Annotated in this window: 15 protein-coding genes and 1 tRNA gene; 1 reads left to right on the forward strand and 15 read right to left on the reverse strand. The window is 71.0% G+C overall.

Features of this window, described 5'->3' with window-relative positions:
• Window positions 1-12: 12 nt before the first annotated feature.
• From VF632_RS07965 to VF632_RS08035, 15 genes are all read right to left on the reverse strand, one after another.
• The gene (locus tag VF632_RS07965) at window positions 13-2,244 is read right to left on the reverse strand and encodes a PAS domain S-box protein (protein ID WP_331022343.1); all 2,232 of its coding nucleotides are present in this window, start codon (window positions 2,242-2,244) and stop codon (window positions 13-15) included.
• A 371-nt stretch (window positions 2,245-2,615) separates the two neighbouring features.
• Window positions 2,616-2,909 (reverse strand): DUF6968 family protein, encoded by a 294-nt coding sequence (locus tag VF632_RS07970; protein ID WP_331022344.1) that lies wholly within the window; start codon window positions 2,907-2,909, stop codon window positions 2,616-2,618.
• Window positions 2,910-3,030: 121 nt separating this feature from the next.
• Window positions 3,031-3,104, reverse strand: a tRNA-Val gene (locus VF632_RS07975).
• 13 nt (window positions 3,105-3,117) lie between these two features.
• Complete coding sequence (locus tag VF632_RS07980) at window positions 3,118-3,351, reverse strand: hypothetical protein (RefSeq protein WP_331022345.1); 234 nt, start codon at window positions 3,349-3,351, stop codon at window positions 3,118-3,120.
• A 101-nt stretch (window positions 3,352-3,452) separates the two neighbouring features.
• Window positions 3,453-3,884 carry a PIN domain-containing protein gene (locus tag VF632_RS07985; protein ID WP_331022346.1) on the reverse strand — a complete coding sequence of 144 codons (432 nt, stop codon included), beginning with the start codon at window positions 3,882-3,884 and terminating at the stop codon, window positions 3,453-3,455.
• A complete protein-coding gene (locus tag VF632_RS07990; RefSeq protein ID WP_331022347.1) occupies window positions 3,868-4,146 on the reverse strand; it encodes a hypothetical protein in 279 nt (92 codons plus the stop codon). The genes VF632_RS07985 and VF632_RS07990 overlap by 17 nt, the downstream gene beginning before the upstream one ends.
• A gap of 40 nt (window positions 4,147-4,186) precedes the next feature.
• Window positions 4,187-5,041 (reverse strand): peptidase MA family metallohydrolase, encoded by an 855-nt coding sequence (locus tag VF632_RS07995; protein ID WP_331022348.1) that lies wholly within the window; start codon window positions 5,039-5,041, stop codon window positions 4,187-4,189.
• Window positions 5,042-5,136: 95 nt separating this feature from the next.
• On the reverse strand, window positions 5,137-5,982 hold the full coding sequence (locus VF632_RS08000) for a tetratricopeptide repeat protein (protein ID WP_331022349.1): 846 nt from the start codon (window positions 5,980-5,982) through the stop codon (window positions 5,137-5,139).
• Window positions 5,979-6,503 (reverse strand): chemotaxis protein CheW, encoded by a 525-nt coding sequence (locus VF632_RS08005; protein ID WP_331022350.1) that lies wholly within the window; start codon window positions 6,501-6,503, stop codon window positions 5,979-5,981. The genes VF632_RS08000 and VF632_RS08005 overlap by 4 nt, the downstream gene beginning before the upstream one ends.
• Window positions 6,500-6,991, reverse strand: coding sequence for a chemotaxis protein CheW (locus tag VF632_RS08010; RefSeq protein ID WP_331022351.1), 492 nt, complete (start codon window positions 6,989-6,991; stop codon window positions 6,500-6,502). Before VF632_RS08010 ends, VF632_RS08005 begins: the two co-directional genes overlap by 4 nt.
• Window positions 6,988-8,178: a chemotaxis response regulator protein-glutamate methylesterase gene (locus VF632_RS08015; protein ID WP_331022352.1), complete on the reverse strand. Its 1,191-nt coding sequence runs from the start codon at window positions 8,176-8,178 to the stop codon at window positions 6,988-6,990. Before VF632_RS08015 ends, VF632_RS08010 begins: the two co-directional genes overlap by 4 nt.
• Entirely contained in the window at window positions 8,165-8,662 is a 498-nt protein-coding gene (locus VF632_RS08020; protein WP_331022353.1) for a chemotaxis protein CheD, read from the reverse strand. Before VF632_RS08020 ends, VF632_RS08015 begins: the two co-directional genes overlap by 14 nt.
• Window positions 8,659-9,519 (reverse strand): protein-glutamate O-methyltransferase CheR, encoded by an 861-nt coding sequence (locus tag VF632_RS08025; RefSeq protein ID WP_331022354.1) that lies wholly within the window; start codon window positions 9,517-9,519, stop codon window positions 8,659-8,661. The genes VF632_RS08020 and VF632_RS08025 overlap by 4 nt, the downstream gene beginning before the upstream one ends.
• A complete protein-coding gene (locus VF632_RS08030; RefSeq protein WP_331022355.1) occupies window positions 9,516-11,132 on the reverse strand; it encodes a DUF4388 domain-containing protein in 1,617 nt (538 codons plus the stop codon). Before VF632_RS08030 ends, VF632_RS08025 begins: the two co-directional genes overlap by 4 nt.
• 1 nt (window position 11,133) lies before the next feature.
• Window positions 11,134-12,318, reverse strand: coding sequence for a DnaA ATPase domain-containing protein (locus VF632_RS08035; protein WP_331022356.1), 1,185 nt, complete (start codon window positions 12,316-12,318; stop codon window positions 11,134-11,136).
• A 782-nt stretch (window positions 12,319-13,100) separates the two neighbouring features.
• Between VF632_RS08035 and VF632_RS08040 the strand changes: the two genes are divergently transcribed.
• Window positions 13,101-15,287, forward strand: coding sequence for a S8 family peptidase (locus VF632_RS08040; RefSeq protein WP_331022357.1), 2,187 nt, complete (start codon window positions 13,101-13,103; stop codon window positions 15,285-15,287).
• Window positions 15,288-15,409: the final 122 nt, after the last annotated feature.

Consider the following 15,409-nt stretch of genomic DNA (forward strand, 5'->3'; position numbering starts at 1 on the left):
GGCGTCATGGAGTCAGGCCTCCTGCTGCGCCGCCCGAAGGGCGGGAATGCGGATGATGAACGCGGAGCCGCGCCCCGGCTGGCTCTGGGCCGTAAGGGTGCCGCCGTGCCGCTCGGCGATGCGCCGGCAGATGGCCAACCCCATTCCCGTGCCCTCATACTCGCCGCGCCCGTGAAGGCGCTGAAAGGGCGAAAAGATGCGGTCCAGGTACTTTTCGTCGAACCCGATCCCCTCGTCGGCCACCGTCACCTCGGCCCAGGAAAGGACATCCGGCCGCGCCGGCGCCTCGTCGGCCGGGAGCAGCCGCCCCTTCACCCGCACCACCGGGGGCACGCCGGGCCGATGGAACTTCACCGCGTTGCCCACCAGGTTCAGCAGCAGCTGCCTCATCTGCGTCAGGTCCGCCTCCACCGTGGGCAGCGGACCGACGTAGACGCGGCCGCCCGTGGCGGCGATGCGCACCTGCAGGTCGCTCACCGCCTCGTGCGCCAGCGGGTACAGGTTCACGCGCACGAACGGCTGCGGCCGGGTGCCCACCCGCGAATACGCCAGCAGGTCCTGGATCAGCCCCTGCATCCGCGCGGCGGCGCTCCGCATGCGTGCCAGGTAGTCGCGCCCCTGCTCGTCGAGCGCGGCACCCGCGCGCGTGGCCAGCCGGTCGCCGAACGCCTGGATCTTGCGCAGCGGCTCCTGCAGGTCGTGCGAGGCCACGTAGGCAAAGTCCTGCAGCTCGCGGTTGCTGCGCTGCAGCTCGCGGGCGTAGGCCTGCAGCTTGTCCTCGGCCTCGCGGCTGGTGGTCAGCAGGCGCTGCTCCGTCTCGTACGCCAGCGCGTCTCGCATGGCCGCCGACATCACCCCCGCCAGCAGCGACAGGGTGTTCCCCTCGCCCTCGCCGAACGCGTGGGGCCGCGACGACACCACCTTCAGCACCCCCAGCCGCCGCCCCTCGGCCACCAGCGGAACCACCAGCATGGACCGGACGCCCACCCGCCGCGTGGCGGCAAGGGCCACGCGCGGGTCCGTTTCCGAATCGTCGCAGCGCAGCACCTGGCCCGTGCGCACGCTCAGCCCCGACAGGCTGCCCTCCATCGGCAGCCGCAGCCCCAGGTGCGGCTGCATGGACCCGGACGCGGCGCGGTACACCATCTCGTCGCCCTCCTGCAGCTCCACCACCCCACCGTCCGCCCCCGTCAGCGTGCAGGCACGCGCGGCGATGCTCACCATCAGCGGCTCCAGGTTCAGCCCGGCGGTGGCGAACTCCTGCTGCGCGGCCACCAGCTCCCGCAGGTGCTCGGCCGTGCGGCGCAGCTCCGCTTCGGCGTGGCGGCGCTCGGTGACGTCGCGCGAGTTGATGACGATTCCGCGCACGGCGGGGTCGTCCAGCCGGTTGGCGCCCCGTGCGGCCAGGATGCGCCAGCCGCCGTGGCGGTGGCGGAAGCGCAGCTCCACCGACTGCACCACGCCGGGGTCGCGGACGCGGGCGGCCAGCGCTTCCAGCACGTGCGCGCGGTCGTCGGGGTGGATGAAGTCCGTCACCGGCCGGCCCAGCAGCTCGTCGGGCTCGTAGCCCAGGATGCGCGTCACCGACGGGCTCTCGAAGCGGATGCGTCCGTCTGCGTCGAGCACGGTAATGACGTCGGTGGCGTTCTCGATCAGCGAGCGGAAGCGCGCCTCGCTCCTTCGCAGGGCCACGCGGGCGTCGCGCTGCTCGGTGATGTCCTGCATCTGGGCGATGAACTGCACCGGCTGGCCGGCGTCGTCGCGCACCACGGCCACGGTCAGCAGCACCCACACCGCCTGCCCGTCGCGCCGCACGTAGCGCTTTTCCATCTCGTAGCTGTCGCCCTCGCCCGCCAGCAGCGCCTGCACCTGGGCCAGGTCGGCGCCCAGGTCGCCGGGACGGGTGACGCCGTGGAAGGCCGGCCCCAGCAGCTCTTCTTCGGAGTACCCGGTGATACGGCAGAGCGCGCGGTTCACCATCGTCCACCGCCCGTCGGGCGCCACCAGCGCCATGCCGATGGGGGCGTGCTCCAGCGCCTGGCGAAAGCGCCGGTCGCCCAGCTCGCCGAGCGGGTCGCCCGGCACCTCGCGCGCGGTCACCAGGCGCGCGTCGCGGCCGGCGTACCGCACCGCGCCGGAGGCGAGCTCCACCCGTATCGCCGAGCCGTCCGCGTGCCGGTGGGTGCGTGTGCCATGGTCCGCGGGGGTGGGGGCGGTGTCCAGCTCGGCGAGCGTGAGATGCACAAAACGGCCGAATTCGTATCCGTAAGATGCAGTGCCGCCGGGTTCGCCGCCAGAACGTGGAGCGACGCGGAATCGTGCACCGGCGCCGGCAGCGGGTGGGCGCCAAGGAACGACAGGAAGGGGTCGCTCCCGGGGGCCTGCCCGGCGCGCGCTGAACAGCCGGGATCGGTCATGGAAGCGGCGTGCCCCGCAGGTGGTGCCGGGCGATCATCAGAGAGGTGTGCTGGAAAGGAGCCGCGCATAAGATACGCGGTGGTGAGGCGGAATGGAATGCCGGGATCGCTGCGCTCGTTTTCGGCGTCGTGATCTACGGAATGCATGAACGGGCCGGCGATTCGCCTGGCCCGTTCTGCTCCGTCAACTACGCCTGGCTAGAAGCCCAGATCGTCCTCGCCAAGCCAGGTCAGCCGATGGGAGGGCTGCAGTGCTCCGAGATCGGCCCGGATCATCTCCATGCAAAGCTGCAGCGCCTGAACTCCATCCAACCCGTAGGCGGTCCGGACCCGCTCGTCGCCGGCTCCCCGGATCTGGAACGGGCAGCCCCATTCGCCATCCGCAACTCGGACCGGCATCCCCATCCGCACCACGACCCGCCCCGGATTCTCTCCGGCCCTTTCCAGCTCGCGCTCGGCGATCACACGGTCGTCGAAGTTCTCCATGCTCATCCGGCTCATCGATTGGCCCTGCCCAAAGGCCGTATGCGGCCATGCTGATCGAATAGAACGAAGGAGGCCCAAATCGAAACCCCGACGCCGGGCAGGGCATCGGGGCGGCGATCTTGAGGAATGGGCGCTGAGGGATTCGAACCCCCGACCCCCGGTGTGTAAAACCGGTGCTCTAACCAGCTGAGCTAAGCGCCCGTTCGGTCGTGGACTACAGGATGATGCCGAGCGGCACCAGGACGGCGAAGCCCAGCACCAGCAGCAGCGGCGCGCCCACGGTGCTGCCGCCGGCCAGCAACATGAACCCGTACACGATGCTCGCCAGGCCGATACCCAGCAGTGCCCCGTTCAGCGGCCCGAAGCGGAGCGTGCTCTCGGCGTCGGCAACCGGCGCGATGGCGGACGAAGCGACGGTCCGCGGCTTGGAAGGTGTAGGTCTCGACATGCGAAAAGTTTAGGGCTGCGGGGCGAAAGCGTCAACCCCGGAGCGTCCGCGGCAACGTCGTGTCGCCCGATGAGATGCCGCAGAAGCCAGTTCAGGTTGCCTCACGGCGCTACTGGCGGGTAATCCGTCCGGTGCCGGAACGAGAGCCTCGCCTGGATCGCGCGATAATCCCGCGCGTTGTCGTGAATGACTTCCGCACCAATTTGCGTGGCGGTGCAGGCAATCAGTACGTCGATGGTCAGTGAAGGCGTGATCGTGAACCCCGCTCTGCGTAGCCGGCAGAGGATTTCTCCCGCGCGTCTCCAACTGGCATGGGTAGGCGTGGCGGTTCTACGCAGCTTTTCGAACCGCGCGATGAAGGCTTCCAGGCGACGAGCTTCCGTGTCGCGGCTGCCGGCCAGCAGTTCCTGGGCGACCACGGAGCACAGGTACACGGACGACGAGAAGGCCGAGAGAAACGTTGCGTATCTCTCGGCCTCTTCTTTGGAGCGCGTCGCCCGCACCAGCATCTGCGTATCAACGATATACTTCATCCACGTCCGTCTGGTTGGCGGGATACACGTCGTCGATCTCCATGCCACGGATGGCGTCGAAGCCGGCCAGCAACATTTCGCGAAAAACCTCTTCCTGAGGCTCCGCGGCGGCCGGGCAGCCATGTGCCTTCGTCTTGCCGAGGTGCGCCGGACCTCGTGCACGCGAGAGCCTCGCATTCTTCCGTGCTGATCTTTTCAAGGCCTCCTCCACGTCAAAAGAAACGCTCTGGACCAATATCGCCATGCAGTGGAAGAAGCGCAAGGGTACAGTGTGGACACGCGACGTGGCGTAAAACGATGCCTCAGTCCTCGTCCTCCTCGGCCAGGGGATACTCCACGTTCACGCCGTCCTCGCGCGGCGGGGGGAGCATGTGGTACTCGCGCTCCATCTCCGCCACGCGCGCGCGGTTGCGGCGGCGCCGCGGGATCCAGGCGACCAGGGCGAGCAGGAGCGCCACACCCCACACGGCGCCCACGTTGGCCCCCATCTGCATCCATCCGTAGCGCGAGCGCACCGCCTTCTTCCACTCGTCCTCCAGCTGCCCCGGCGTCATCGCGAAGGTTTCGCGGATGGCGGCGTCCAGCGTGCCCAGCCGCCGCCAGTTGTGCAGCAGCAGCTGAAAGCCGCGCTCCCCCGCGCGGCGGCGCAGATGGTCCACCATCGTGGCGCTCAGCAGGTACGCCAGCCGCGCCTGCCCCTCGCCCGCCGGCCAGGCCAGCTCCAGCGAATCCAGCGGCGGCGCCCGCCCCAGCATGAACGCCACCCGCAGCGCCCACGCCTCGTCGGCGTTCCAGCTGCCCGACGCCACCTCGGCGTACCCCTCGTCGAACCAGCGCGGGATGGTCCCCGGCAGGCGTTCGTGAAGGACCAGGTGAACGATCTCGTGGCGCAGCGTGGCGTCGGCCTGGCGGCGGTCCACGCCGGGAACGGGATAGGCGGGGATGACGATAGTCCGCTCGTACGGCATGGCCACGCCGCCCGCCCACTCGGGGGTACGCCCGCCCGTCGCCGCCGAAAAGGCGCGCGGGCTGGTGGCCAGGACGATCGTAGTGGACTCGGGGGCGGCGCCGCGGCGGAAGCCCGGGAGCGGCATGGGCGCCACGGCCTGGGCCATCACCTCGCGGGCCAGGGCGGCGTGCCGGGGCGCGTGGATCACCCGCAGCGTGCCGGAGCGGAGCGTGTCAGGGGGGGACTGCGCGAGCGCGGGGGACGCGCCGGTGAGCAGGAGGAGAAACGCGAGCGCCAGGCGGATCAGCCGGCGGCCTCTACCGGCTTGCCGGACTCCAGCTGGGCCAGCGCCTTGCCGCAGCGCTCGCCCCACAGGTTGAAGCGGTTGGTCTGGTGGCCCGTGCGCCACGCGTCGGCCGCCGCGGCCTTGTTCCCCTCCCGGTAGTACGCCCGCCCGATCTCCCACCACGCCTCCAGCATGTTGGGCCCCAGCTCCAGCGTCTGCCGGAAGAAGCCGCGCGCGTCGTCGTACATCTCGCGCTCAAGGTACACCAGCCCCATGTAGAAGTGCGCGTACAGGCTGCTCTTGCGGTCGGCGTCCTGCCGGATGGCCTTGCTCAGGTGCTCGATGGCCTCGCCGAAAATTCCCTTCTTCAGGCAGATGTACCCCAGGTTCACCCGCGCCAGCGGGTTGTTGGGGTCCTTCATCAGCACCTTGTGGTAGGTCATCAGCGCGTCGTCGTACTGTTCGCGAAGCATCTGCGCCCACCCCAGCAGGCTTTCGGCGTGGGGATCGTTGGGCGCCAGCTCCAGCGCGCGCTCCAGCTCCTTCACCGCGCGCTTCGCATCGCCCGAGGCGATGGCCGTCCACCCGCGCTCGATGTACGTGCTGCTGCCGATGTGGTCGGAAACGATGGTGTGCTGCTGCGCCGGCGCGGGAGGCGGGGGGAGAGACTTGTAGCGCTCGACCAGCGCCCGGATGCGCTCCTTGAAGGCGGCCAGCTCCTCCAGCGCCGTTTCCGTTTCGCGGAACAGCGCCACGATCTCACCGCGCAGGCGCTCGCGGTCCGCGGCGCTGGCGGCTTCCAGCTCGCCCTCGATCCGCCCATAGCGGGCCAGAAACGCGTCCAGCAGCTCCCGCGAGGTCATGCCCCCTCCACCACCCCTTCCGCCGCCTGCACGTTCGCGCCCTCCAGGTCCGCGCTTTCCAGGGCGATGCGCTCTTCGCTGCTCAGGATGCGGTCCAGGTCCATCAGGATGATCAGCCGCCCATTGTGCCGCACGATGCCGCGGATGAACTCGGCGGAAAGGCCCTTGATGTACGCCGGGGGCGCGGAGATGCAGGTTTCCGGCGCGCGCAGCACCTCCGTCACACTGTCCACCACCAGCCCCAGCCGCTCGCCGGCGAACTCCACCAGCACGATGCGCGTCTCGTCGTCGTAGCCGATCTCGGCCACTTCGAAGCGGCGGCGCAGGTCCACCACGGGGACGACCGTACCGCGCACGTCGAGCACCCCCTCCACGAACGCCGGGGCGCGGGGAACGGGCGTCACCTCCTGGTGGCGCAGGATCTCGTGCACCGAGAACACGTCCAGCCCGAACTCCTCGCCGCCCACGCTGAAGGTGACCAGCTGCACCTGCGGCACCGCCGCCTGACGAACGTTCCTCATGCTGTCCGGGTGTCCAGGGTGGTCCGCTCACGAAGCAGCTCCGCGAGGTCGATCAACGTCACGAGCCCGGGCGCCAGCCGGGCCACGCCCACCACGTACGCATCGCGGTCGCCCGCCGCGTGCGGCGCGGGGCGAAGCGCCTCGGCCGGCACCTCCATCACCTCGTGCACCGCGTCGGCCGCCACGCCCACCCGCGCGCCGCCCACGCCGGTGACCAGGATGGGCCGCGCCCCGCCGGGCGAAAGCGACAGCCCCAGCGCGGCGGAGACGTCCACCACGGGCACCATCTCCCCGCGCAGCAGGATCATGCCCAGCAGGTGCGGCGGCACGTCGGGAAGGGGATGGATGCGCTGCCTGGTCACCACCTCCTCCACCAGCCGGATGTCGCAGCCGTGAAGCTCGCCGCCCATACGGAACGCCACCACCTGCGCCCCCTCGCCCCGAGCCAGGAGAGCGCGGAAACCCAGCTCCTGCGCGGGGGCGATCACGCGTCCTCCCGAACGACGATCGTCTGCCGCGGGCGCAGGTCCACCTCGCGCTCGATCCCCGTGTGGATCTGGTCCAGCGGCATGATGCTGCCGGCGCTCTTCGCCGCCGCGGCGGGCATCCCGTAAATCACGGAACTGGCGCGGTCCTGGGCGATCCCCGACCCGCCCGCCTGCACGATCTCGCGCAGCCCCTCCGCGCCGTCCTTGCCCATCCCGGTCAGCACCACGCCCACGGTCCGCGCGCCGAACACCTCCGCCGCGGTGCGGAACAGGTAGTCCGCGGCGGGGCGCACCCCCCACAGCGAGGGCTCCTGGTCCAGCGCCAGCCGCGCCTGCCCGCCCTCGCGCACCACGCGCATGTGAAAGTCGCCAGGCGCAAAGTACACGTGGTCCGCCAGCACCGGCTCGCCGTCCACCGCCTCGCTCACGGCCAGCTCCGACATCCCGTCGATCCGTTCCGCCAGCGAGCGGGTGAAGCGCGGCGGCATGTGCTGCACCACCAGCACGGCGGCCCCCAGCGGCGCGCGCAGACGGGGGATCAGCTCCGTCAGGGCCCGCGGCCCGCCCGTCGACGCGGCCACCACCACGGCCAGGTCCGCCGCCGTCTCGTGCGCCGCCGGGAAGCGAGGAGGCGCGGGCGCGGGCGGCGCGACGTCGACGGAAGGCGCGACCGGCGGCGCCACGGGCATCGACAGCGAACCGCGGCCCGGCGCGGCGGCCGGGGCCGGGCGCAGGGCGGACCGGCGCATCTGCACCGGGAGCACGGACAGGTTGGCGGCGGCGGCGGCGCGCAGGGCGTCCAGCAGCCGGTCGGCGACGGTGTCCAGGTTCAGCGAGATGGTGCCCGACGGCTTGGCGACGAAATCCACCGCGCCGTAGTCCAGTGCGCGCATCGTGGCCTCGCCCCGCTCGGTGGTGTACGCCGAAAGCATCACCACGGGGCGGGGCGTTTCGCTCATGATGTACCCCAGCGCGGAAAGCCCGTCGAGCCCGGGCATCTCCACGTCCATGGTCACCAGGTCTGGGTCCAGCTGGTGCACCTTGCGCAGGGCGTCGTGCCCGTCGCGCGCGGTGCCCACGACGCGAAACTCGTCGGTGCGCGAAAGGATGTCGGTGATGACGCGCCGCATGAAGGCGCTGTCGTCCACCACCAGCACGGTCTGCGGGCGCCGCTCAGAGAACGACATCGGGCTTTCCCACCGAGCTCACGGTAGTGCGCCCCTGCCCCACGGCGAAGCGCACCGACCGCCCGTAGTCGCCGCCCACGTTCTCGCTGAGCACGGGGATTCCCGCGCGCTCCAGCGCCTCGCGCGCCGCGCGCACGTTGCGCTCGCCCATGTTCAGCGTGCCCGGCACCATCAGCGTCTGGAACATGGCCGCGCCCCCCACCAGCCGCGCCTGCAGCCGCCCCGGCCGGGCGCCGCGCCGGGCCATCTCGCGCACGAGGAGCGGCACCGCGGTCGTGGCGAACTTGCTCTCGTTGCTGCGGTCGCGCGAAAGCGCCGGCTCCGGCAGAAGGACGTGCGCCATCCCTCCCACGCGGGCGTCGGGGTCGTGAAGGAGAATGGCCACGCACGAGCCCAGGCCAAGGGTCACCAGCAGGTCCTCGGGCCCGCCGACGGCGTGCTGGGCCACCTTCACGTAGGTGGTGGCGCTGGCGCGGCCGTTCATACGGGAGGCCTGCGGAAGATGCGCTCGCGGTTGTTGATGGGCTTGAACAGCAGCCGCGCCTCGCCGATCAGCGTTTCCACCTTGCCCATCACCAGGTACCCGCCCGGCGCCAGCGCGTCGTGAAAGCGCCGGAACAGCCGCTCCTGGATCTCTCGGTCGAAGTAGATCACCACGTTCCGGCAAAAGATCAGGTTCTGCCCCGCCAGCGGCTCGCCGGAGATCAGGTCACGGTGCTCGAAGGCCACGCCCTCCTTCACCTCGGGCTTCACCGCCCAGGGCGGCCCGCCGGTGAACCAGCGCGCCTGCGCGTCGGGCGGGGTCTCGGCCATCGACAGGTCCGGGTACTCGCCCCGCCGCGCCGCCTCCAGGCTGCGCCGGTCGATGTCGGTACCGGTGATCTGGATGCGCCCTGCCTCGTGGCTACGCCCGTTCCGCGCCAGCCAGTCGCGGAACAGCATGGAGCAGGTGTACGCCTCTTCGCCGCTGGCGCTGCCGGCGCTCCACACCTTCACCGGCGCGCGCCCGGTGAACAGCTCGGGAAGCACGTGCTGCTCCAGCGCGTTCCACGTTTCCAGGTTGCGGAAGAACTTGGTGACGTTGATGGTCAGCGTGTCGAGCAGGTGGTCGTACTCCGCCGGCTCGCGGTCCAGCAGCGCCGAGTAGTCGGCAAACGACATCTGCCCGCGGGCGCGCATGCGCACGGCGATGCGGCGGCGCAGGCACTTTTCCTTGTAGAACTGGCAGTTGAAGCCGCGATCGGATTCGATCTTCCGCTTCAGCTTCTCCAATCCCTCGTCGTCACCCTCCAGGGGAAGGGTGAAGCCGGGGAAGGCGGGGGGACCACTGGGCGGCCTCATCGCAGCACGCTCTCCACCAGCTCCAGGTTGGTGCGCACGACGGAGTTCTGGGGATTGATCTCCAGCGCCTTGCGCCACAGCTCCACCGCCTGCTGCCGCTCCATCCGCTTGTAGTGGATGTTGCCCATGCGAAAGTACACGTCGTCGCCCAGGCGCGGGTTCAGCCGCGCGGCCCGCCCGTAGCACTCGGCCGCGTCGTCGTACGCCCCGCGGCGGTACAGGGCGTCGCCCAGCGCCTTGTGCGCCTGCGGCAGCTCTCGGTCTTCGTCTGCCGCGCGGCGGTACATGGCCTCGGCCTTTTCCCAGTTTCCCTTGCGCTCGTACACGCTGCCCAGGTGCAGGTACACCGGCGCGGCGTGGGGATGCTGCGCGATGGCCTCCTCGCCCAGGCGGATGGCCGCGTCGGGGGCCCCGGCGGCGGCCTCGGCCAGCACGGCGAAGGCGTAGTACGCGGGGGGCACGCGCTTGCCCTCCATCACCCGGCGGTACTCGCGGAACGCCTCCGCCGCCTCGTGCGCCTCGCCCGCCTTCAGCAGCAGCACGGCGCGCGAAAGCAGCACCTGCGGCCGTTTGGGCGCCAGCTTCAGCGCCTCGTCGGCCGCGAGGCGCGCGTCGGCCACGCGACCCAGCCGCTCCAGCGCCAGCGACATGGAGTGGAACACCGTGGCGCGCGGCCCGCCGATCTCCACGACCTCGCGGAGATAGCGAAGCGCGAAGCGGTCGTCGCCCTTGCGCAGGCCGATCAGCGCCAGGTGAAAGCGCGCGTCCACGTTGCGGGGCTGAAGCTCGGCCACGCGGCGGAATTCGCGCGTGGCCTCGTCGTACATGGCCGTGCGGTAGAAGGCCACGCCCAGGTTGCGGTGCTCGTCGATGCGCGCCTGCGGAACCTCCTTCACCTGCGCCTGCCGCCGCCCGACGGGGTGCGCGATGCCGGCCTGGATGTAGCCGAACAGCGCCTTGCCCACGTCGAACTCCACCATCCCCGACTCCTCGATCAATTCCTGCACGCTGCGCCGGCCATCGATCAGCGGCAGGATCTTCCGCTGGTCGTCGGAAAGCTCCAGCGACGCCAGGGGCTTGCTGCGGTCGATCTCGAACACCAGGTCCAGCGAGGGGATCTTCTTTTCGATCAGGCTCCACTCGTCGATCCGGCGGGCGCCCTCCAGCAGCAGGTTCTCGGGGTTGATGGACACCAGCATGGCGCCCTCTTCCGGGCGCTGCTCGGGCTCGAAGCTGAACGTTCCCTGCGTCCAGGTGAAGAGGAAGTAGACGGCCTCCTCGATCTGGATGCGGATGTACTGCTCCAGCTGGTCGCGGGTGATGGCGCCGCGGCGGATGAGCAGCTCGCCCAGGCGCACGCCGGGATGGCGGGGCTGCTCCTCGATGGCGGCGGCCAGGTCTACCGGGTTCAGCAGCCCGTTCTTCACCAGCAGGTCGCCCAGCCGGTCGCGCCGGTTGACGATGGAGGCGTAGGTGATGCGGCCGCGCTCGAAGAACACGTAGCCGAAGTTGCTGCGGTCCGTCAGCGCCAGGCAGCCGGTCTTCTGCCCCATGGCCAGCAGCTGCAGAACGTCGGGAAGGCTGGCCTCCTTCAGGTTGCCCTTGATCGCCATGTCAGGCCAGCTCCTCGATCAGGCGGTCGTCCAGGGCCAGCCAGTCCAGCACGGTCTTTTCGGCGTTGAAGTACCAGCGGTCCACCTGGGGCCGGGCGTTGGCCACTTCCTCGGCCTTGCGCTCGGCGGCGGCCCGGGCGCTGACCAGGAGCGCCTCGGCCTCGCTCACCCGCTCGGGGTCCGCCAGCACGGGCGACTTCGCGGCCTCGGCCCTGAGTCCCTCCAGCTCCGCCGCCACCTCGCGCAGGCGGGCGACGTCCAGCGCGAAGCCCTCCAGCAGCCCGTCCAGGTCGGGTGCGGTGTCGGCCTCCAGCGCCTCTTCCAGGCGGCGGGTGCGCATCCCTTCGCCCTCCCAGCGCAGGATGGCCTCGGCCAGCTTGCGGCGCCACGGGGCGGTTTCGACGATCTCCTCCACCGTGGCGGAGATGTCGAAGAGGAAGGAGCTGAACTCGTCGCCGGGCGCGGTGGAGGGCTCCGGCTGGGCGACGGCGGCCAGCTCCTCGTCCACCAGGGCCTCGCCGCGCTCCGCCTGGGCCGCGCCCACGCGCTCCACCGCGGCGATCAGCCCGGCGGCGCCGTCCACGGGAAGGCGGGCGATCTGCTCGGCGGCCGAGGGGGCCAGCTCGATGCCGCGCTGGCGGGCGGCGTTGCGGGCGATCTCGGTGCGCGCCCCGTCGTCGGCGGGGGGAAGGTCCACCGCCAGCCCGCGGGTGAAGCAGGCGCGCAGCGCGTCGTCCACCCCCGGCAGCTCGGGGCTGGCGCCCTCGGCGGCCACCACGATCTGGGCGCGCTGCTCCAGCTCGTCCCACAGCGAAACCAGCTCTTCCTGCGTGCGGGCGCGCCCGGCCAGCTGGTGCGCCTCGTCCAGCAGCAGCATGTCGGCGTCCAGCAGCTCGTCGCGCAGCGCCTCCACCGCGCCGGCGCCCACCGCCGCCGACACGCGGTCCACCAGCTGGTCGGCCGTCAGGTAGACCACGTGCATGTCGGGCTGCAGCGTGGCCGCCAGCGTGCCGACAGCGCGGAGCAGGTGCGTCTTGCCGGCGCCGCTGACGCCGTGGATGAACAGCGGGTTGTAGGCGGTGCGCGGCGATTCGGCGGCACGGCGAGCCGCGGCGGCGGCCATCCGGTTGTCGGGGCCGACGACGAAGCTGTCGAAGGTGAAGCGCGGGTCCTGCGAAACGGTCATGGCTGCGATGGCGGTTGGGCCAGGTAAGGTAAGAGGATGCGCGCCATCCGGCGAGGGGCGCGCGCGGGCCGCGGAGGGCGATCGGCGGATGGGGAATGAGACGAGGTGTGCGGTACGTGGCGGGAGATGTCGCGCGCACGTGCGCACCCGTTGTCATCCAGGGGCTGGCAGATCGTGGGGCGCTTCGAATGGCGCCTGCGCATGCCCCGGCTGGGGGCCCCTCTCCCCGACCCGCCCCCCCGACCCCCCTCCCCTCACGGTATTGCTGGGCGGAGAGAGGGAGAACTTCGCGGCGGATCAGGCGGGTTCCGGCGCATGCCGACGGCGCCCCCCATCCCCAGCCCTTCCCCCGCAAACTGCGCGGGGGAAGGGAGCCAGCCCGGTGCGCTTCGGCTGGCCTCGTGCGCTCGACCACGCGTGCAGTCCGCGAAAGCGGACTTCGGGCCGTCGTTGCCGCGAATTCATTCGCCCCAGCAGAGCCGGGGGCCCTCGACATCAATCTCCACGGGAGATATTCAGTATCCGCCATCGGCTGCGGAGCGGAGCCGATCGTAGCACCGGGCTCGCGGTGCCGGCCCGTGACGCGCGCCACACATCCAAGTAACTGCGTTTAAACAGCTTACACCGAAACCGCGGGCCTTGACGAAACGGGGTGGCGGCGATAGGATTAGTGCTGTCCAACGCCCGTGTGCCTGGACCGTCTCTCCCGCTTTCCGCCACCCGGCGGAGCAACCATCGCCGGCGTTGCCGGTTGAGCCCCTCCACGTTTTTCGAGGACCTCCATGAAGCGTGCTTTCCCGCTGTTCCTTGCTGGCGTCACCGGCCTGTCCGCCTGTTCGGACCTCAGCCCCGTCGCCACCGGCCTGGGCGCCAACTCGCCCGTTTCGCTGAACGCTTCCGCCGCGCCCGAGGAAATCGTCCCCGGCCAGATCATCGTCCGCTTCCGCCCGGGCGCCGCCCGCTCGGAAATCGCGCAGCAGCACCGCGCCCGCAAGAAGGGCGACATGCTGCTGGAGCGCACGGAGATCCTCGAGGTGCCGGTCGGCGAAGAAGCAGCCATCGCCGCGCAGCTGAGCAGGAACCCCAACGTGGAGTTCGCCGAGCCCGACGGCATCATGCGCGTGGGCCCGTGCGAAACGTCGGTGAGCTGCGACCTGCCCGACGGCGACATCGCCCTGTGGAAGTGGGACCTGCACAACCCCGGCACCATGGACATGTCGCTCCAGGGCTTGGGCATCGTCACCACGGGCAAGGCGGACGCCGACATCGACTGGGCCGAGACGTACGACCACCTGGGCCCCAACTTCGCGGGCTCGGCGACCATCGCCATCCTGGACACCGGCATCCGCACCACGCACCCGGCGTTCGCGGGCAAGATCGTCGGCGGCCGCCGCTTCCTGGCCGACACCACCACCGTCGGCACCGGCAACTACACCGACGACCAGGGACACGGCTCGCACGTGGCCGGCATCGCGGCTTCGCGCGCCGACGTTCGGATCCCGGGCGTGGCCTACGGCACCAACATCAAGCTGCTCATCGGCAAGGTGTGCAACTCGGCGGGCAGCTGCCCGAACTCGGCCACCGCCAACGCCATCGTGTGGGCGGCCAACAACGGCGCCAACGTCATCAACATGAGCCTGGGCAGCTTCGGCGGTAACCCCGACGGCACCGGCTCGGCGGCGCAGCAGGCCGCCATGCAGTACGCCCTGAGCAAGGAAGCGCTTCCCGTCTGCGCCACCGGCAACGACGACAACAAGCCGAACGGCTACACGGGCGGCATCGGCTACCCGGCGCGCTTCCCCGAGTGCATGGCCGTGGGCGCCACCAACTGGGGCGACACCAAGGCCAGCTACAGCAACTACGGCGCGCAGATCGAGATCTCGGCGCCCGGCGGCGACAGCAATCCCAAGAACACCGCCGCGAGCTTCATCCTGGCGCCCCTGCACTCCAGCAACAGCTACACCTGGAAGTCGGGCACCTCGATGGCCACCCCGCAGGTGGCCGGCCTGGCCGCCCTGCTGTACGCCACGGGAATGACCCGCGCCGCCGACGTCCGCGCCCGCATGATCCAGACGGCGGACGACGTGGAAGCGCCGGGATGGGACAACCGCACGGGTGCCGGCCGCATCAACGTCTACCGCGCGGTCACCGGCAAGGACCCCAACGCGCCGCCGGTCGCGGCCCCGGGCAGCGGCTACGCCGGCAACAAGGGCGTGGCGGTGCAGTTCGACGGCAGCACCTCGAACGACCCCAACGGCAAGCCGGTGACCTTCGCGTGGAACTTCGGCGACCCGGCCTCCGGCGCCGCCAACACCTCCACGCTGGCCAGCCCCGCGCACACCTACCTGCGCGCCGGCTCCTACACGGTCACGCTGACGGTGACGGACGCGGCCGGGCTGGCCACGACCACCAACACGACGGCCGTGATCGCCAACATCGCCCCGAACGTTTCGGGGATCGCCGGCGCCACGCTGCTGCCGGGTGAGCGCTACACGGCGGCCGGCTCGTTCGCCGACGCCGACCCCGACACGTGGACGGCGACCGTGGACTACGGCGACGGCGCGGGGCCGCAGGGGCTGGCGCTGAGCGGCAAGTCGTTCTCGCTCAGCCACGTCTACACCGCGGCCGGCACCCACACGGTGCTCGTGACGGTGGCCGACGACGACGGCGGCGCGGGCACCGGCAGCGCGTCGGTGACGGTGCTGACGGCGCAGCAGGGCATCCAGGCCACGCTGCTCGCCCCGGTGGCCGCCAGCGGAATGAGCGCCGGCACGGTGACCGCGCTCTCGGCGACGCTGCAGGCCGCCCGCGAGTCGCTGGACCGCGGCAACCGCACCGCCGCGACGCAGCAGCTGGAGGCCTTCATCAACCAGGTCGAGGCGCAGGTGCGCTCGGGACGGATGACGGCGGCCATGGGCGCGGACCTTTCCGCCGCCGCCGCCCGCGTGATCGCCAGCATCAACCGGTGATCGCCCGGTAGGACAGCTTCACCCGACGGGGGTGCCGGCACAGCGCCGGCACCCCCGTTTCTTTGTCGCGTCGCCGCGCCGATCGCCCCCTCACTGTAGCGCCTCCTTCCACTCGCGCGATC

It is taken from the genome of Longimicrobium sp., from assembly GCF_036388275.1.
Lineage (GTDB): Bacteria > Gemmatimonadota > Gemmatimonadetes > Longimicrobiales > Longimicrobiaceae > Longimicrobium.